The organism is Streptomyces sp. C1-1, from assembly GCF_050214755.1.
GTDB lineage: Bacteria > Actinomycetota > Actinomycetes > Streptomycetales > Streptomycetaceae > Streptomyces.
On record NZ_CP189827.1, the window covers coordinates 18,949 to 35,727 of the forward strand.

7 protein-coding genes and 5 pseudogenes are annotated in these 16,779 nt (G+C 69.5%); 4 read left to right on the forward strand and 8 right to left on the reverse strand.

What is annotated here, in order from left to right:
• Positions 1-263: 263 nt before the first annotated feature.
• Positions 264-791: pseudogene (locus ACQF4J_RS46440) on the forward strand (DEAD/DEAH box helicase family protein); the annotation flags it as partial.
• Positions 792-850: 59 nt separating this feature from the next.
• Positions 851-1,381, forward strand: coding sequence for a hypothetical protein (locus ACQF4J_RS46445; protein WP_427169018.1), 531 nt, complete (start codon positions 851-853; stop codon positions 1,379-1,381).
• Positions 1,382-4,325: 2,944 nt separating this feature from the next.
• Here ACQF4J_RS46445 and ACQF4J_RS46450 read toward each other — a convergent pair.
• From ACQF4J_RS46450 to ACQF4J_RS46480, 7 genes and pseudogenes are all read right to left on the reverse strand, one after another.
• A complete protein-coding gene (locus ACQF4J_RS46450) occupies positions 4,326-5,156 on the reverse strand; it encodes a helicase-related protein (protein WP_427168734.1) in 831 nt (276 codons plus the stop codon).
• Complete coding sequence (locus tag ACQF4J_RS46455; protein WP_427168735.1) at positions 5,138-5,659, reverse strand: DEAD/DEAH box helicase family protein; 522 nt, start codon at positions 5,657-5,659, stop codon at positions 5,138-5,140. Before ACQF4J_RS46455 ends, ACQF4J_RS46450 begins: the two co-directional genes overlap by 19 nt.
• 211 nt (positions 5,660-5,870) lie before the next feature.
• A pseudogene (locus tag ACQF4J_RS46460) lies at positions 5,871-5,978 on the reverse strand (hypothetical protein); the annotation flags it as partial.
• Positions 5,979-6,484: 506 nt separating this feature from the next.
• A pseudogene (locus ACQF4J_RS46465) lies at positions 6,485-7,251 on the reverse strand (SDR family NAD(P)-dependent oxidoreductase).
• A gap of 39 nt (positions 7,252-7,290) precedes the next feature.
• Positions 7,291-8,286, reverse strand: a pseudogene (locus ACQF4J_RS46470) (transketolase family protein).
• Entirely contained in the window at positions 8,283-9,188 is a 906-nt protein-coding gene (locus tag ACQF4J_RS46475; protein WP_217367971.1) for a transketolase, read from the reverse strand. The pseudogene ACQF4J_RS46470 and the gene ACQF4J_RS46475 overlap by 4 nt, the downstream one beginning before the upstream one ends.
• Before the next feature lie 5 nt (positions 9,189-9,193).
• Positions 9,194-10,547 (reverse strand): annotated as a pseudogene (locus tag ACQF4J_RS46480) (MFS transporter).
• Between the two features lie 208 nt (positions 10,548-10,755).
• On the opposite strand from ACQF4J_RS46480, the gene ACQF4J_RS46485 reads away from it, so the two are divergent.
• Positions 10,756-11,430 carry a GntR family transcriptional regulator gene (locus tag ACQF4J_RS46485; RefSeq protein ID WP_120049453.1) on the forward strand — a complete coding sequence of 225 codons (675 nt, stop codon included), beginning with the start codon at positions 10,756-10,758 and terminating at the stop codon, positions 11,428-11,430.
• Positions 11,431-12,125: 695 nt separating this feature from the next.
• On the opposite strand, the gene ACQF4J_RS46490 is transcribed toward ACQF4J_RS46485, so the two are convergent.
• Positions 12,126-15,794: a family 78 glycoside hydrolase catalytic domain gene (locus tag ACQF4J_RS46490; protein ID WP_427168732.1), complete on the reverse strand. Its 3,669-nt coding sequence runs from the start codon at positions 15,792-15,794 to the stop codon at positions 12,126-12,128.
• Positions 15,795-16,091: 297 nt separating this feature from the next.
• On the opposite strand from ACQF4J_RS46490, the gene ACQF4J_RS46495 reads away from it, so the two are divergent.
• Positions 16,092-16,706 (forward strand): TetR/AcrR family transcriptional regulator, encoded by a 615-nt coding sequence (locus ACQF4J_RS46495; protein ID WP_427168731.1) that lies wholly within the window; start codon positions 16,092-16,094, stop codon positions 16,704-16,706.
• Positions 16,707-16,779: the final 73 nt, after the last annotated feature.

Sequence of the window (16,779 nt, forward strand, 5' to 3'; positions counted from 1 at the left end):
GGTGTACCCCCGGAAGGTCGCGATGCTCCCGCCGTCGTACACCACCGGCGCCACCGCGCTGGCGGCGCGCTCGGCCTTGTCGAAGGGAGCCGCATCCCAACGCACGGCTGTCCCACCAGCCGGGGCGAGAGGCTTGCTCGGCTGGACAGGAAACTGCGCCTTGGACAACCCGCCCGCAAGCGCGGGAATCCACCCCGCACGGAGTTACTCCCTCAGGCCAGAATGGCTACCTGCCCTGTCTGCGCCGTACGCCGAGGACCCGCGTGACGCCCTCCAGCCCCGCAACCCCCCAGTCGACCACCCGCCTGGCCCTGCGCACCGATCAGCAGGAAGGCATCGCCGACACGGTCCGCCACCTGCGTCGACCGCACACCCGCGGCCACGTCGTCTCCGCCTGCGGCACCGGCAAGACCCTCCTCGCGCTGCGCGCCTCCGAGGAACTGGAAGTGCGGCATCTGGCGGTGGCAGTGCCGAGCCTGGACCTGATCGCCCAGTGGGCGGCCGCCGCCCGCGCCGACCTCCGCCGCGAGCCGATGATCACCGTCTCGTCGCTGCGCGCCGCCTCTCACCCGGTGCTGGCCGCAGCCGGCGCCGATTCCACCAACGCCGGGGAGTACCTGGCCTACTGGCTGGCCCGCCACCCCCGAGCGACGGTGTTCTTCACCTTCGACTCCCTGTACAAAATCGAGGAAGCCCAGCACTCCGCCGTCTTCCCCGCCCCCGTCTTCGACCTGCTGGTCGTGGACGAGGCCCACGCCACGGCCGGCACCTGGACCAAGAACTGGACGGCGCTGCACGACAACAGCCGTATCCCGGCCGACCGCCGTCTCTACCTCACCGCCACCCCTACGTGTGGGAGGCACCGCGCCTGGCCGAGCCGCCCACCACCGGCCCGACCCCCAAACGCACGACCGCGACTGCCCCGGAATGGGACGACCCCACGCTGCTGGCCACCATGGACCAGCCGAAGATCTTCGGCCCCCGCCTGCACACCTACTCCCACGCCGACGCCATCGACGACGGCGTCCTGGCCGACTACCAACTCGTCGTGCCCACGCTCACCGACGACGAACTGCGCACCGCGCTCACCGATCCGGAAGCCGGGCCCACAGCGCGCCGCACCACAGCCCTGCATCTGGCCATCCTCAAGGCCATGCGAGAGCAGGACCTGAAGCACGTGTTCGTGTACTTCCAGCAGATCGCCGACGCAGCCGACTTCGCCCGCCAGCTCCGCCACACCCTGCGGACCCTGCCCGATGACCAGCGCCCCGACTGGGCCGACCACCTGAGCATTGAGTCCATCGACGGCACCACAGCCCCCACCAGCGCGCCGACATCCTCGCCCCGCTTCGCCCACCGCACGCCGCGGTGTGCTGGCTAACGCCAAGGTCCTCGGCGAGGGCGTCGACCTGCCGCCGTCGACGCCGATCGTCTTCGCCGACCCCCACCGCAGCGTCCGCCGCATCGTCCAGGCCCTGGGCCGCGCCCTGCGCAAACCCCCCCCCTCACCGCCAAGACGGCCAGCCTGGTCATCCCCGCCTACATCCCGCCCGGCGCCGATCCCACCGACCTGCTCGGCACCCTTACGAAGCGCTCTGGCTGGTCACCGCCGCCCTACGCCACCACGACCAGTCATCGCCGCCCGCGCACCGCGCGGCAAGAACACCCACCCCGCCCGCGACTCCCACACCTACATCACCCGCCGCTTCCGCTTCGACTTCACCCTCGATCCCGCCGCGATCGCTCACGCCCTGGACCTGCTGTGTGGCCCGCGGGCGGCGCTGTCCACTGTCCGCCCCGCGCCGTGCCGGGCTCGCCGCCGCCCTGCCTACCGAGCCAACACGGCCACCTGCGCGTACCCGAGCCGACTACGAAGACGCCTACGGCTACCGGCGGGCGCCTACATCACCGGCCAGCGCACCGCCTACCAAGCCGGTGCCCTCGAAGAGAGCTGGATCGCCGAACTCGAAGCGCTCGGCATGATCTGGGACGACATGAAGCCGCCTGGCAGGTGCCACATGGCCACCGTCGAGTGGCCTTACCACGCCGAACAGGGGACACCTCGCCATCCCTGCGCAAGAACCCGGCGGCCAGTTCCTCGTCGACCAGCGCGCACTGGCCCGCAAAGGCCCGTCCTCACCCCCGAACGCGAAGCCCGGCCTCACCGCCCTCGACACAGACTGGAAACTCCCGCACGCCCCGACTGGCACCGCAAGTACCACGTGCTGCGCCGCCACATCGAAGCGGCAACCACCCCAGCACGCTGGCCCGTGACACAATGATCCACGGAGTGAAGGCGGGCACCTGGCTGCACCGCCAGTTCACAGCCTGGGGACCAACTCGATCCCGGCCAGCGGGACCTACTCACTCGCCTCGACCTCACCCCCGACCGCATCCCGATCGACCGTCAGGACGAACAGGCGCGGACGCCACCCCACGAAGGCGCACCTTCGCACAGACTGACACACATCCTCAGCCTGTTCCTTGAGCGATGGGACGCACTTCCGGCGCCCGCGAGTGGATCGAAGTCGACGGCGAGCGCGTCATGATCGGATCCTGGCTGGCCAAGGCCCGCACCAAACTCAACGCCGGACAACAATACCCAGCAAACACGCCCAGTTGTTGTCCGAGACCCTCGGCGGGCACGGGATCATCCCGGCCGACCAGCCCTGAGCACAACCAGAACGGAGGGCCGCTGCCGCTCACCCAACAACGGGGAGGACCTCAAACTCGAACCTTCCATAGTTTCTTATCTAAGGAAGCAGCCCGAGCCTGTAAGCTGAGACACGAGCATCGGTAGTCGCGCTGGAGCGGTTCCCAACCCGACATCCCCCTCAACCAGCCCGGTTATTCAGGTACCTGACCAACAGTCAAGACTGTGCGAACCCGCCACCGCTTCTACTCGCCCCCGTCTTGTCGGCTGGCCTGAGCCGGTCGCGGAGCGATCCGGCTCTTTAACTCACCTATGCACGAAACCACTTGTACTGAGCCAAGCCCAGAGAAGTCGGAGCGGAGGCCCGATCGCGGAGCGAGCGGGACACCGCACCGACGGACCGAGCAAGTGATCCGCGGAGCGGATCACACGGCCCCGGAGGGGCCGGCGTCTCCGCGGAGCGGAGACGGGTACCGACGCGTAGCGTCGGCGCGGCGTTCCTGCGGAGCAGGAACGACGCGCCGACGCTACGCGTCGGTACCCGTCTCCGCTCCGCGGAGACGCCGGCCCCTCCGGGGCCGTGTGATCCGCTCCGCGGATCACTTGCTCGGTCGTCGGTGCGGTGTCCCGCTCGCTCCGCGATCGGGCCTCCGCTCCGACTTCTCTGGGCTTGCTCAGTACAAGTGGTTTCGTGCATAGGTGAGTTAAAGAGCCGGATCGCTCCGCGACCGGCTCAGGCCAGCCGACAAGACGGGGGCGAGTAGAAGCGGTGGCGGGTTCGCACAGTCTTGACTGTTGGTCAGGTACCTGAATAACCGGGCTGGTTGAGGGGGATGTCGGGTTGGGAACCGCTCCGCGCGACTACCGATGCTCGTGTCTCAGCTTACAGGCTCGGGCTGCTTCCTTAGATAAGAAACTATGGAAGGTTCGAGTTTGAGGTCCTCCCCGTTGTTGGGTGAGCGGCAGCGGCCCTCCGTTCTGGTTGTGCTCAGGGCTGGTCGGCCGGGATGATCCCGTGCCCGCGAGGGTCTCGGACAACAACTGGGCGTGTTTGCTGGGTAGTTGTCCGGCGTTGAGTTTGGTGCGGGCCTTGGCCAGCCAGGATCCGATCATGACGCGCTCGCCGTCGACTTCGATCCACTCGCGGGCGCCGGGAGTGCGTCCCCATCGCTCAAGGAACAGGCTGAGGATGTGTGCAGTCTGTGCGAAGGTGCGCCTTCGTGGGGTGGCGTCCGCGCCTGTTCCGTCCTGACGGTCGATCGGGATGCGGTCGGGGGTGAGGTCGAGGCGAGTGAGTAGGTCCCGCTGGCCGGGATCGAGTTGGTCCCAGGCTGTGAACTGGCGGTGCAGCCAGGGTGCCCGCCTTCACTCCGTGGATCATTGTGTCACGGGCCAGCGTGCTGGGGTGGTTGCCGGCTTCGATGTGGCGTCGCAGCACGTGGTACTTGCGGTGCCAGTCGGGGCCGTGCGGGAGTTTCCAGTCTGTGTCGAGGGCGGTGAGCCGGGCTTCGCGTTCGGGGGTGAGGCGGCCTTTGCGGGCCAGTGCGCGCTGGTCGACGAGGAAACTGGCCGCCGGGTTCTTGCGCAGGGATGGCGAGGTGTCCCTGTTCGGCGTGGTAGGCCTCGACGGTGGCCATGTGGCCCTGCCAGGCGGCTTCATGCTCGTCCCAGATCATGCCGAGCGCTTCGAGTTCGGCGATCCAGCTCTCTTCGAGGGCACCGGTTGGTAGGCGGTGCGCTGGCCGGTGATGTAGGCGCCCAGCCGGTAGCCGTAGGCGTCTTCGTAGTCGGTCGGTACGCGCAGGTGGCCGTGTTCGGCTCGGTAGCGCAGGGCGGCGGCGAGCCCGGCACGGCGCGGGGCGGAAAGGACAGCGCCGCCCGCGGGCCACACCAGCAGGTCCAGGGCGTGAGCGATCGCGGCGGGATCGAGGGTGAAGTCGAAGCGGAAGCGGCGGGTGATGTAGGTGTGGGAGTCGCGGGCGGGGTGGGTGTTCTTGCCGCGCGGTGCGCGGGCGGCGATCGTCTGGTCGTGGTGGCGTAGGGCGGCGGTGACCAGCCAGAGCGCTTCGTAAGGGGTGCCGAGCAGGTCGGTGGGATCGGCGCCGGGCGGGATGTAGGCGGGGATGACCAGGCTGGCCGTCTTGGCGGTGAGGGTGGGGGGTTTGCGCAGGGCGCGGCCCAGGGCCTGGACGATGCGGCGGACGCTGCCGGTGCGGTCGGCGAAGACGACGGCGTCGACGGCCGGCAGGTCGACGCCCTCGCCGAGGACCTTGGCGTTAGCCAGCACACCGCGGCGTGCGGTGGCGAAGCGGGCGAGGATGTCGGCGCGCTGGTGGGGGCTGTGGGTGCCGTCGATGGACTCAATGCTCAGGTGGTCGGCCCAGTCGGGGCGCTGGTCATCGGGCAGGGTCCGCAGGGTGTGGCGGAGCTGGCGGGCGAAGTCGGCTGCGTCGGCGATCTGCTGGAAGTACACGAACACGTGCTTCAGGTCCTGCTCTCGCATGGCACTTGAGGATGGCCAGATGCAGGGCTGTGGTGCGGCGCGCTGTGGGCCCGGCTTCCGGATCGGTGAGCGCGGTGCGCAGTTCGTCGTCGGTGAGCGTGGGCACGACGAGTTGGTAGTCGGCCAGGGACGCCGTCGTCGATGGCGTCGGCGTGGGAGTAGGTGTGCAGGCGGGGGCCGAAGATCTTCGGCTGGGTCCATGGTGGCCAGCAGCGTGGGGTCGTCCCATTCCGGGGCAGTCGCGGTCGTGCGTTTGGGGGTCGGGCCGGTGGTGGCGGCTCGGCCAGGCGCGGTGCCTCCCACACGTAGGGGGTGGCGGTGAGGTAGAGACGGCGGTCGGCCGGGATACGGCTGTTGTCGTGCAGCGCCGTCCAGTTCTTGGTCCAGGTGCCGGCCGTGGCGTGGGCCTCGTCCACGACCAGCAGGTCGAAGACGGGGGCGGGGAAGACGGCGGAGTGCTGGGCTTCCTCGATTTTGTACAGGGAGTCGAAGGTGAAGAACACCGTCGCTCGGGGGTGGCGGGCCAGCCAGTAGGCCAGGTACTCCCCGGCGTTGGTGGAAATCGGCGCCGGCTGCGGCCAGCACCGGGTGAGAGGCGGCGCGCAGCGACGAGACGGTGATCATCGGCTCGCGGCGGAGGTCGGCGCGGGCGGCGGCCGCCCACTGGGCGATCAGGTCCAGGCTCGGCACTGCCACCGCCAGATGCCGCACTTCCAGTTCCTCGGAGGCGCGCAGCGCGAGGAGGGTCTTGCCGGTGCCGCAGGCGGAGACGACGTGGCCGCGGGTGTGCGGTCGACGCAGGTGGCGGACCGTGTCGGCGATGCCTTACTGCTGATCGGTGCGCAGGGCCAGGCGGGTGGTCGACTGGGGGGTTGCGGGGCTGGAGGGCGTCACGCGGGTCCTCGGCGTACGGCGCAGACAGGGCAGGTAGCCATTCTGGCCTGAGGAGTAACTCCGTGCGGGGTGGATTCCCGCGCTTGCGGGCGGGTTGTCCAAGGCGCAGTTTCCTGTCCAGCCGAGCAAGCCTCTCGCCCCGGCTGGTGGGACAGCCGTGCGTTGGGATGCGGCTCCCTTCGACAAGGCCGAGCGCGCCGCCAGCGCGGTGGCGCCGGTGGTGTACGACGGCGGGAGCATCGCGACCTTCCGGGGGTACACCGGCCAGCACCGACCGCGGCGTGCGCTGGCACCTCGTGTGGGTTTCTGAGGCGACTCGACGAAGTAGCAGCTGCGGGGATGCGAGGGGCTGTGGTGGCGATGCCCTGGGGGGCCTTTTCGACGTCGAGTCGTCCAGTTGGCGATGTTGCCTCTTCTTGTCCCGGCTGGCTCGGTCAGTGCATGTGAGACCCTCCGTTGACGTCGTACGTCACGCCGGTGAGGTAGCCCGACTCGGGCCGGGCCAGGAAGGCGATGACGTCGGCGACGTCCTCGACCTCGCCGATGCGGCGTACCGGAACATCCGCGATCATGGCTGCCTTGCGCCGCTCCTCCAGCTTGCCCTGGGTGATGTCGGTGTCGATCAATCCCGGGGCAACGGAGTTGACCGTGACTCCGGACGGGCCGAGTTCGCGGGCGAGGGCCCGGGCGAAGCCCAGCAGGGCGGCCTTGGCCGCCGAGTAGGCCACTCCCCCGAACACCCCACCGCCGCGCTCGGCCGAGACGGACGACAGGAGGACGATGCGGCCGAACCCGCGCTCGGCCATCCGGCAGCCACGCGGTGGGTGACCACGAAGCTGCCGCGGACGTTGACCTCGAAGATGCGGTCCCACTCGGCGGGTGTGACGTCGAGGAAGCGGGTCGGAGACGTGATTCCCGCGTTGTTGACCAGGGCGCCGACCGGCGGGAGCGCCGCTTCGACCGCTCCGACGGCGGCGTCGACGGCGTCGGCGTCGGTGACGTCCGCCGCGAGGCCCAGGGCTTCCACGCCGTGCCGGGCGGCGACTTCCCTGGCGGCGTCCTCGGCGGCCTCCTTGTCCAGGTCGAGGACGGCGATGTGGTAGCCGGCGGCAGCCAGGGCGTGCGCGGTGGCGCGGCCGATGCCGCGGCGGGAGCCCGCACCGGTGATGACGGCGGTGCGAGGGGTGGATGGGGTGGCCATGGTGTGCTCCTGAGGACTGGGGAGAGAGGGGTGACAGGATCAGAGTTCGCGGCGGACGCGTTCCTTGATCGCCGCGACGGAGAGGCCGTAGCGGTCGTGGAGGGTGGGCAGCGCGCCTGCGGCGAGGAAGGCGTCCGGCAGGCCGGACCGGGACGATGTGTGCCGTCTGCTGGGCGAAGGCGAGGCAGGAGGCCACGGACTCGGCGAGGCCTCCGACGAGGCTGTGGTTCTCCAACGTCACCACCAGACGTCCCCCCGCCGTCTCCCGCAGCACCGTCTCGCGGTCGAACGGTTTGATCGTCGGCACGTGGAGGACGGCGACATCGACGTGGTCCGCCGCGAGTGCCTCGGCCGCAGTCAGGGCACGTACCGTCATCAGGCCGGTCGAGACGAACAGGACGTCGCGTCCGCCGCGCAGCAGCGCCGCTTTGCCGAGTTCGAACCGGTAGTCGTACTCGTCCAGGACCGTGGGGACGGCTCCGCGCAGCAGCCGCATGTAGGTGGGGCCGGGTCGTGAGCGGCCAGTGCCGGGACGGCCTGTTCGATGTCGACCGAGTCGGCGGGGTCCACGATCGTCAGACCGGGCATACCGCGCAGGATCGCCAGGTCCTCGGTCGCCTGGTGGCTGGGACCGTAGCCGGTGGTCAGGCCGGGCAGGGCGCCGACGACGTTGACGCCCAGCTGCGGCTCGGCGATGTCGAGGCAGAGGAAGTCGTAGGCGCGGCGGGTGGCGAAGACGGAGTAGGTGGAGGCGAACGGGGTCAGGCCGACCTCGGCCAGGCCCGCTGCCGCGCCCAGCATCACCTGTTCCGCCATGCCCATCTGGAAGAAGCGGTCGGGGTGGGCCTCGCGGAAGACGTGCATGTCGGTGTACTTGGCCAGGTCGGCGGAGAGGCCGACCACGTCGGGGCGTTCGTCGGCGAGCCGGGCCAGGGCGTGTCCGAAGGGTGCCTTGGTGGTGCGCTGGCCCTCTTCGGCGATGGAGGCGATCATCGCGGAGGTGGTGAGCCTGCGTTGCGGCGTCTGGGTGTTCATCGAGCGGTTCCCTCCTTCTGGGCGGTCGCGTGGTGACGCTCCGTCAACTGCTCACGGGCCAGCTGCCATTCGTGTTCCTCGACCCGCATGAAGTGCGCCTTCTCCCGCATCTCCAGCATCGGTACGCCGCAGCCGATCCGGGTGTCGCAGATCAGCACGGCCGGTGAACCGCGGTGCTCGCGCAGGTGGTCGAAGGCCGCGACGAGTGCCTCGATGTCGTTGCCGTCCACGCGGACGGCATGCCAGCCGAACGCCTCCCACTTGGCCGTGACCGGCTCGGTGCGCAGTACGCCCTTGGTGGGGCCGTCCGCCTGGAGGGCGTTGACGTCGACGATGGCGGTGACGTTGTCCAGGCCGTGGTGGGCGCAGGCGAGCGCCGCCTCCCAGGTGGAGCCCTCGTCCAACTCGCCGTCGGAGAGCAGGTTGTAGACGCGTGCGTCGCTGCCCTGGTGACGGAGGCCGAGTGCCATGCCGGTGGCGACGCCGAGACCGTGGCCGAGGGAGCCGCCGGAGATCTCCATGCCGGGGGTGTAGGAGGCCATGCCGGACATGGGCAGGCGTGAGTCGTCGCTGCCGTAGGTGGCGAGTTCGGCGACGTCCAGCACGTCGGCCTCGGCGAGCGCCGCGTACAGGGCGATGGCGTAGTGGCCGATCGACAGCAGGAACCGGTCGCGCTGCGGCCAGTCCGGCTCGGCGGGACGGTGATTGAGAACGTCCTGGTAGACGACGGCCAGGATGTCGGCCACGCCCAGCGCCTGCCCGATGTAGCCCTGGCCCTGGGTCTCCCCCATGTCCAGCGCGTGCATTCGGATGCGGTGGGCGGAGTCCTTCAGGGCGCTGATACGCCGGGTCGGCGGCGCCACCGTCTCTGGTGCCGGGGTGGACATCACGTTGATCCTCATCTCTGTCAGTGAGCGGTGGGCAGGGCGGGTTCGGTGGACGCGGTCATGGCCCGGTCCGCTTGCCGGCGTTCTTCCGGGCCCCATGTCTCGCGTGTCACCAGGGTCGCCACGAGGCCCAGCAACCCGTAGCAGGTGAAGAGAACCGCGGGGCCGGTCCATCCGGTGGCGGAGTAGAGCGCCGTGGCGATCATGGGAGTGAACCCGGAGACCACCGCGGACAGTTGGTAGGCCAGGGACGTCCCTGCGGTGCGGGTCCTGGTGGCGAACAGCTCGCAGAACCAGGCCCCTTGGACGCCTGCGAGGGAGTTCTGGCAGACGGCGTAGCTGATCAGGAAGGCGATCAGGACGAGGGCGGCGGCTTCGGTGTTGACGAGCAGGAACAACGGGATGCCCCAGGCGAAACTCACCGCGCAGCCCAGCAGGTACACCGGGCGGCGGCCGACCCGGTCCGACAGGCGGCCCCAGAGCGTGGTGGCGGCGATGCCGACGGCCACGGCGGTCACCAGAGCGGTGAGCGTGGTGGTGCTGGAGACGTCGGGGGCGTCGCCGTCGTCCAGGTAGGACAGGACGAAGGTGACCGAGACGGCGTATCCGGCGGTCTCGGTGATGCGCAGGCAGAACGCCCGCAGCACGTTGCGCCAGTCCTCCCGGATCACCTCCAGCAGCGGGTTCTTGACGACCTCGCCGGACTCCTTGAGGGCCTCGAACTGGGGGTGACTCGTCGATCCTGAGCCGGATGAAGATGCCCACGGCGATCAGGACGGCACTGAGCAGGAAGGGCACGCGCCAGGCCCAGGTGTCGTCCAGGGTGTGTCGGCTGAACAGGAAGGCGAGGTTGGCGAGCAGCAGACCGACCGGGAAGCCGGCCTGGGTGATGCCCGTGTACAGACCGCGCCGCTTCCAGGGGGCGTGCTCGAAGGTCATCAGGATGGCGCCGCCCCATTCGGCGCCGAAGGCGAGCCCCTGGATCACCCGGACGACGACCAGCAGGACCGGCGCCCAGATCCCGACCATCTGGTACGTGGGCAGGCAGCCGATCAGTACCGTCGCGATGCCCATGAGCAGCAGGGATCCGACCAGCACGGGTTTGCGGCCGATGCGGTCGCCGAGGTGGCCGGCGATCACACCGCCGAGCGGCCGTGCGGCGAAGCCGATGCCGAGCGTCGCGAACGAGAGCAGGGTGGCCGAGAGCGGATCGGAGTCCGGGAAGAACACATCACCGAAATAGAGGGCTGCGGCCGTTCCGAAGCCGATGAAGTCGTACGTCTCGATGGTCGCGCCGACACCGCACCCGACGGCAACCCTCAGACGTTCGGGCGACCCCTGCGCCGCCTGCTGCGACGCCGTGGACTCAGCCATGCCGATCCTCCTTGATCGTGGGCGAGCGAGCCGTCCCGGACTCGCTGTTGGCTGTCGACTGTTAACAGTCGAGAGATGATGCTGGGCCCGACGGCGAGACCTGTCAACCCTCCCGGACGGTCGAACTGCCGACTGTCAACAGACGACAGCTGGGCTACAATGATCGCTCGCGGCGTTGAAAGGGGTTTCGACCGTGTCCGGTCAGGCTTTGTCCAGTCTCACCCGCACGACGACCCTCCGGGAGCGCGCGCTCGTCGCCTTGCGGACGGCCATCACCACAGGCCAGTACCGCCCAGGCGACCACCTCGGAGAGGTGGAGATCGCCGAGCACCTGTCAGTGAGCCGCGGCACGGTACGCGAAGCTCTGCGCCACCTCCAGCAGGAGGGGCTCGTCACCGCGGGCGCCCGCGGCATGCTGCGCGTGTCCCAGCTGACCCCGACCGAGGTGCGGGAACTCTTCCAGGTCCGGGAAGCGCTCGAAGGCCTCGCGGTGGCGCAGATCATCGCCTCACCCCGCAGACAGGACGCGGCCGAAGCCCTGCGCGAGGCCCTGGAAAAGCTCCACGACGCCTTCGAGTCAGGAGCGGACCTGGCCGCGAAGGTCGAGGCCGACCTCGGCTTCCACCTCCTGCTGTGCGAACTCTCCGGCAACTCGATCCTTCTCAAAACATGGCGACAGCTGGAAGGGCCGATGCGCGTGGTCATCATGAGCGCCGCCGGCGAGCGCCGCGACGTGGCCATGTCCGCGACCTCCCACTCCCCCATCGCCGACGCGATCGCGCGCGGAGACGCGGCAGCGGCCCAGGAGATCCTGCACCGGCACATGACCTCGGCGGTCGAACAACTGGGCATCGGGCCGGAAGCCACCGACGAGACGGCCTGACCAACGACTTGGCGGGCGCGCTGCGCGCGAGCAAACGCTCTCTGAGCTGCCCTGGCACGCCAAGGTGCCCGTGGCTCCCGGACGGCAGTGGCTCATACACCTGGAGAGTCGAGCAACACCATCGCGCACGAGGTCCCTGACGCTCGGCGGCCATGCACGCGCGAGGTGTGCGCGTCGTCTGCTGCACCGACGCCAAGGTCGGCCCCTTCAAGCCGCACGTGTCCTGCCCGGGGGGCTCGTCCACTTCGCCTCGCGGGTCGCCACCCACACCGCCGCGCTCGCTTCCATGACCTCACCGGCGGCCGACTCCTGCGGCCTGGGCACCACGGCCGTCGAGTGGACCGGTCGCAACCGGCCGCCTGAACCAGGTGGCCGCACAGAGCCCGGACCGCAGGACGCCCAAGACCGGCCCGCGGGCCGCGCCATGGTTGCCCGCGCACGTCGTGGGTGAAGAAATTGTTCGAATGCGTCGGAGAGCGTTGCGGTGAGTGCGTCGGTGGGGCGTCCCGAGAAGCCGGTCGACCCCCGCGCCGGTGCTGTGCAGCGCTTCGCCCATGAACTGCGGCGTACCAGGTCGGCCGTCGCAGTCGGCAGGACAACCGGGACGCCCGTCCCCAGCCGATCGGCACAGCGGGGTGAACACCCTGGCTGCCGGGTTCCCCTCTGGCGACTGACGCAGAAGGGAGCCGGCCAGGTCACGCGTTGAAGCGGTACGAGCCCGCCCGGGCCCGGTAGACCTTGTACGGCGCGCCGCCCGAGGTGTCGTCACGGACGAAGGCGGCCCCCCGGGGCGCGCTGACGGGCTTGCCCTGGGTCGGCACCCAGATCTCGGCCTCGGTGTTGTACGGCACGGTCACCGCTAGGTCGATCCGGCCGTCCGAGCCGCGCCTCCACTCCGAGGACACCACACCGCGCACCGTGTCGATCGAGGCACTGACGTGGTCGAGGGTCGCGGGAGACAGGTCGGTGTCGTCGACGCTCGTCGGGACTTGGCTGTTGACCGCGGCCGAGGGGACGTACGGGCGGATCCGCAGCGTCTCGTAGGCGGTTGAGGTCGGCCTGATGCCGGCCAGGCTCTGGTAGAACCAGGTGGCCACGTTGGAGCGGTAGTGGTGGTTGACCGAGAGCCGGTCGGTCCACTGCTCCCACAGCGAGGTGGCGCCCTTGGCGATCTGGTGGACGTAGCCGGGGACGCCGGTCTGGGTGACGGCCTTCAACGCGATGTCCGTGTAGCCGTACTCGCTGAGGATGTTGAACTCGTAGCGCGAGCCGTACATGTCGTTCTGGATGTGCTGGTCCGCCGCCACGATCCGGTCCGCGAGGAGCTTCGCGAGGGCCTTCTTGTTCTCCTCCAGCGTCTTGGTGCCGGCCAGATGGCGGGGATCGCCGGGGCCCAGGTCGGAGCCGGGGACCAGGTCGAAGGCGATGGCCATGGCGTTCTCGCTGGAGATGCTGCCCTGGGTGAAGTACCCCTTCGACGCGTCCCAGTAGTTGGCGATGAACGCCTTGCGCAGGGTGCGCGCCAACTGGGCGTAGTGGGCCGCTCGTTCGGTGCGGCCGATCCTGTGGCCCACCTTCTCCATGTAGTCGCAGAAGTGGATGTAGAAGGCGAGGCTGATGACGGCGTTGCTGCCGGGAGGCTCGGCTCCGGAGTAGGCGCCGAGCGATGCCTCGAACTTGTAGTCGTTCTCGGCGGTGAACAGCGTCTCGTAGTACGTCAGGAGCGTGTCCTGGTGGTCGTAGAGCTCGGCGAACAGGCTGCTGTTGCCGTAGTACGTGTACAGCTCCCTCGGAATGACGAAGTACGCCGAGTCCCAGGCCGGCACGGCCTTCCACGTGGCGTTCCAGCCGGGGGTGCGGTCGTAGCCGTAGCCGCCCTTGGCGACGGGGACGAACATGGGCAGCTGGCCGGTGGAGATCTGGGTGTCGGGGAAGTGGCGCAGGTAGTTGGTGAGGACGGCGTTGACGTCCCAGGTCAGGGACTGCGACTCGGAGCTGGCCATGGCGTCGCCGCTCCAGCCGTTCTTCTCCCGGGAGGGGGTGTCGGTGGGCTTCTGGACCAGATTGTTCTGCTCGGCCCACTCGAGGTTGCGCTGAAGGCGGTTGAGCAGGGCGTTGTCGGTGGTGAAGGTGCCGGTGCGGGCGAAACCGGTGCGGGCGACACCGACGGTCAGGAGGTCCGCGTCTTGCGCCAGGTCCGGGGCTCGGCCGAGGACCGCCTCCAGGTTCATGACCTCCAGGTAGCGGAAGCCGAAGTGGCTGAACTGCTGCTCCCAGGTCTGCGTCGACCGTCTGCCGAGGGTGTAGTAGTGCGTCTGGAGGTTGGCGTCGTGCTGGAAGTTCTCCTCTTCCACGGAGAGCGGGGAGGCGGCCGTGCCGTCGCCGGCGACGATCCGGTTGCCGCCGCGGACGCGCAGGGTGAGGCCCTCCTTGTCGGGGCGCAGGCCGGTGAGCTGAAGGCGCACGAGGCCGGTCAGGATCTGGCCGTAGTCCAGGACCCAGGTCTTCGAGCCGGGCGCCGTCTCGGTGATCGAGACGGGGCGCAGCGTCTGACTGACCAGCACCGGCTCCGCCTCATGGGCGCGCAGGATGGCGGGCTTGAAGCCGTCGGGGATCGTCGTGGCGGGCAGCCTGCCGTGGTACTTGGGTGAGGGGCCGGAGCAACTGCCCGGCGGGATCAGGACGGTGGCGGGGCGCCAGTCGCGGCCGGCACGGTAGTCGACCGAGCGCCACTCCCCCAGGTCGTCGGCGCGGCGGGCGTCGTACTTCTCGCCCGAGTAGACGGAGTCGAAGGTCGTGGGCCCGTCCGTGGCGAGCCAGTCCTCGTCCGTGACGAGCGTGGTGTGGGAGCCGTCGGTGTACGTCACGACGAGCTTCGCGCGCAGGCGGGGCTGGCCCGCGTAAGGGGCGAGCTGCCAGTACCACTCCTGGGGTGTGGTCACCCCGTACCAGCCGCGTCCGAGTTCGGCGGCGAGCACGTTGGGGCCGCCGGCCTCCAACAGTTCGGTGACGTCGAAGGTGTCGTAGAGGACCGTGCGGTCGTAGGTGCTCTGGTCGGTGAGCAGGCGGGGCACATTGGTCCGACCGTGGTTGGCCTGCTTGCCGTCGACGGTGATCGGCTCGCCGTTGACGGTGAAGGTGACGTTTCCTGCCGCACTCAGGTGCAGACGGGCCTTGGCTATGCGGCGGCCTCGGGGCAGGGTGAACGCGCGGCGCAGCACCGGGGCCGGGTTGGCGATCGGCAGCACGCTGTTCTTGGACGGGATGAACGGGTTCTTCGGCGAGAAGGTCAGACCGGCGAGGGTGGCGATGCCGTTCTCGAAGGGGTTGGCGCCCGTGGTCAGGTCGGCGGAGAAGTCCCGTGCGCCGGTGCCGGTCACATGGACGCTGCGGACGGTGGCGGAGGTGCCGCCGGCGAAGCCGAAGCTGCCGTGGCGGCGGATCTGGTCGCCGGTGAGGATGCGGCTGTCGACCTCGACACCGTTGACGGTGGTGGTGGCGGTGAGACCGCTCACGGCTACCATCACCGTGTGGTCGCGGGTGGCCCAGGTGTCCTTCGTCAGGCCCGTCGAGGCGGGGAGAGTGACCGTGCCGACCGGGACGCTGCGGGTGCCCGAGGTGGTGGGGTTGGTCTCGCTCTGCGGGTCGTAGTGGTCGACCCCCCAGTCGGGCTCGGAAGTCCCGTCGTCGACCCAGGTGTTGCCCGCGTAGTGACTGGTCGTCATGACCAGACGCATGTCGTCGCCGCTCTGCCGGACGGTCCAGTTCAGGCCCTCGCCCCAGGTCTTGCCGACGGGTTCGGCGCGCAGCAGAAGGGACAGACCGGCTGCGGCGTCGGGACCGCCGCGGAAGACGACGGTCGCGGTCAGATCCTCCCAGTCGTGGTCCTGCGTCTCGCGGCCACCGATCCACCGCGCGCCCGACCAGTCCTTCTCGCCCTTCAGCAGGCCTGTCTCCCACACAGCGGGCTCGCTCCACGGGCCGGGTGCGCCCGTCTCGTCCCAGGTCCGCACCCGCCAGAAGTACCCCTGCTCCGACCGCAGCGCGCCGCCCCCGTAGGCCGCCTCGGTGCTGTTCGAGCCCGCCACCCTGCCGCTGCGCCACACGTCGGCCCTGCCCGGTGAGGAGCCGACCTGGATCTCGTACGCGGTCTGTCTTCCCACCGGCGCTACCCAGCTGAACGCCGGAGCGGTCTGCGTACCCAGGGGCGCGACCCGTGAGTTGACCTGCAGCTCCACCGGTGCGGAAGCGTGACCGACCGCTGCCTTTGCGCCCGCCGCGACGGCGTTCGGCGCGGTGGCGAGCGGCAGCGAGGCCCCGGCTGCCGCGGACGTGATGATGCCGAGCATGTGTCGGCGGCTCAACGCACTTCTGTTCTCCTCGGCCACGGCAGGGATTCCTTTCATAACCGTGCTGGAACGGGGGCGCCCCGCCCCCGGACACGTGGTGGGCTGCAGGCGGGCAGCGGCCGACGGCCAGGCGTGATGAAACACGCGATGAAACGTTTCAATACCTTCCGCGTGGAAAGTTTATGAACAGATTCGGCCACAGCACAATGGCCCGGATCGATAATCAGGGCGTTGTCCTCGCGGTAGGTTTTGGAGCTCGGCTGACGCGAACAACCGGTCCCGACCGGTTTCGTCGAGGAGGGTGGGCGCACCGTGGATCAGGCAAAGGCGCGGGGACCGTACGCCAAGACCCCTGCCCGCAGGACGGAGATCGTACGGGCGGCACGCGACAGCTTCGCCGAGCACGGTTACGCCAAAGCGTCCCTGCGCGACATCGCCGAACGGGCCGGCATCACCCACGCCGGGCTGCTGCACCACTTCCGCAACAAGGACGAGCTCCTCGCCGAGGTGCTCGCCGACCGTGACACCGAGGAGTGGCAGCAAGGACTGAAGGAGGTCGACAGCCCCGACCAACTCGGGCCCTACCTCGCCGGGCTCATCCGCCACCACCAGAAGACCCCCGAGCTGATGCGGCTGTGGATCGAGCTCGCGGCGGCGGCCTCCCGGCCCGATCACCCCGCGCACACCTACTTCGTCGAGCGCTACGAACGCAGCCGTGCCCAGTTCATCGACGGATTCCCCGACGAGACGGCCCGCGGCAGGCTTCGCGAGGGCGTCAGCCCCGAGAGTGCCGCCGTCCTCTTCCAGGCCGTGCTCAACGGCCTCCAGCTGCAGTGGGTCCTTGATCAGGACCTCGACATCGTGGGGCCGGTCACCGACTTCGTACGACTGCTGTTCGGCCGGGACGCCGCTCAGGGCGTCGACTGAACAGCGACGGCAGACGTTCGACGCGGCGGCGGACCTGGTCGCCGCCGCACTTCGGGTCACGAACCTGGACCTC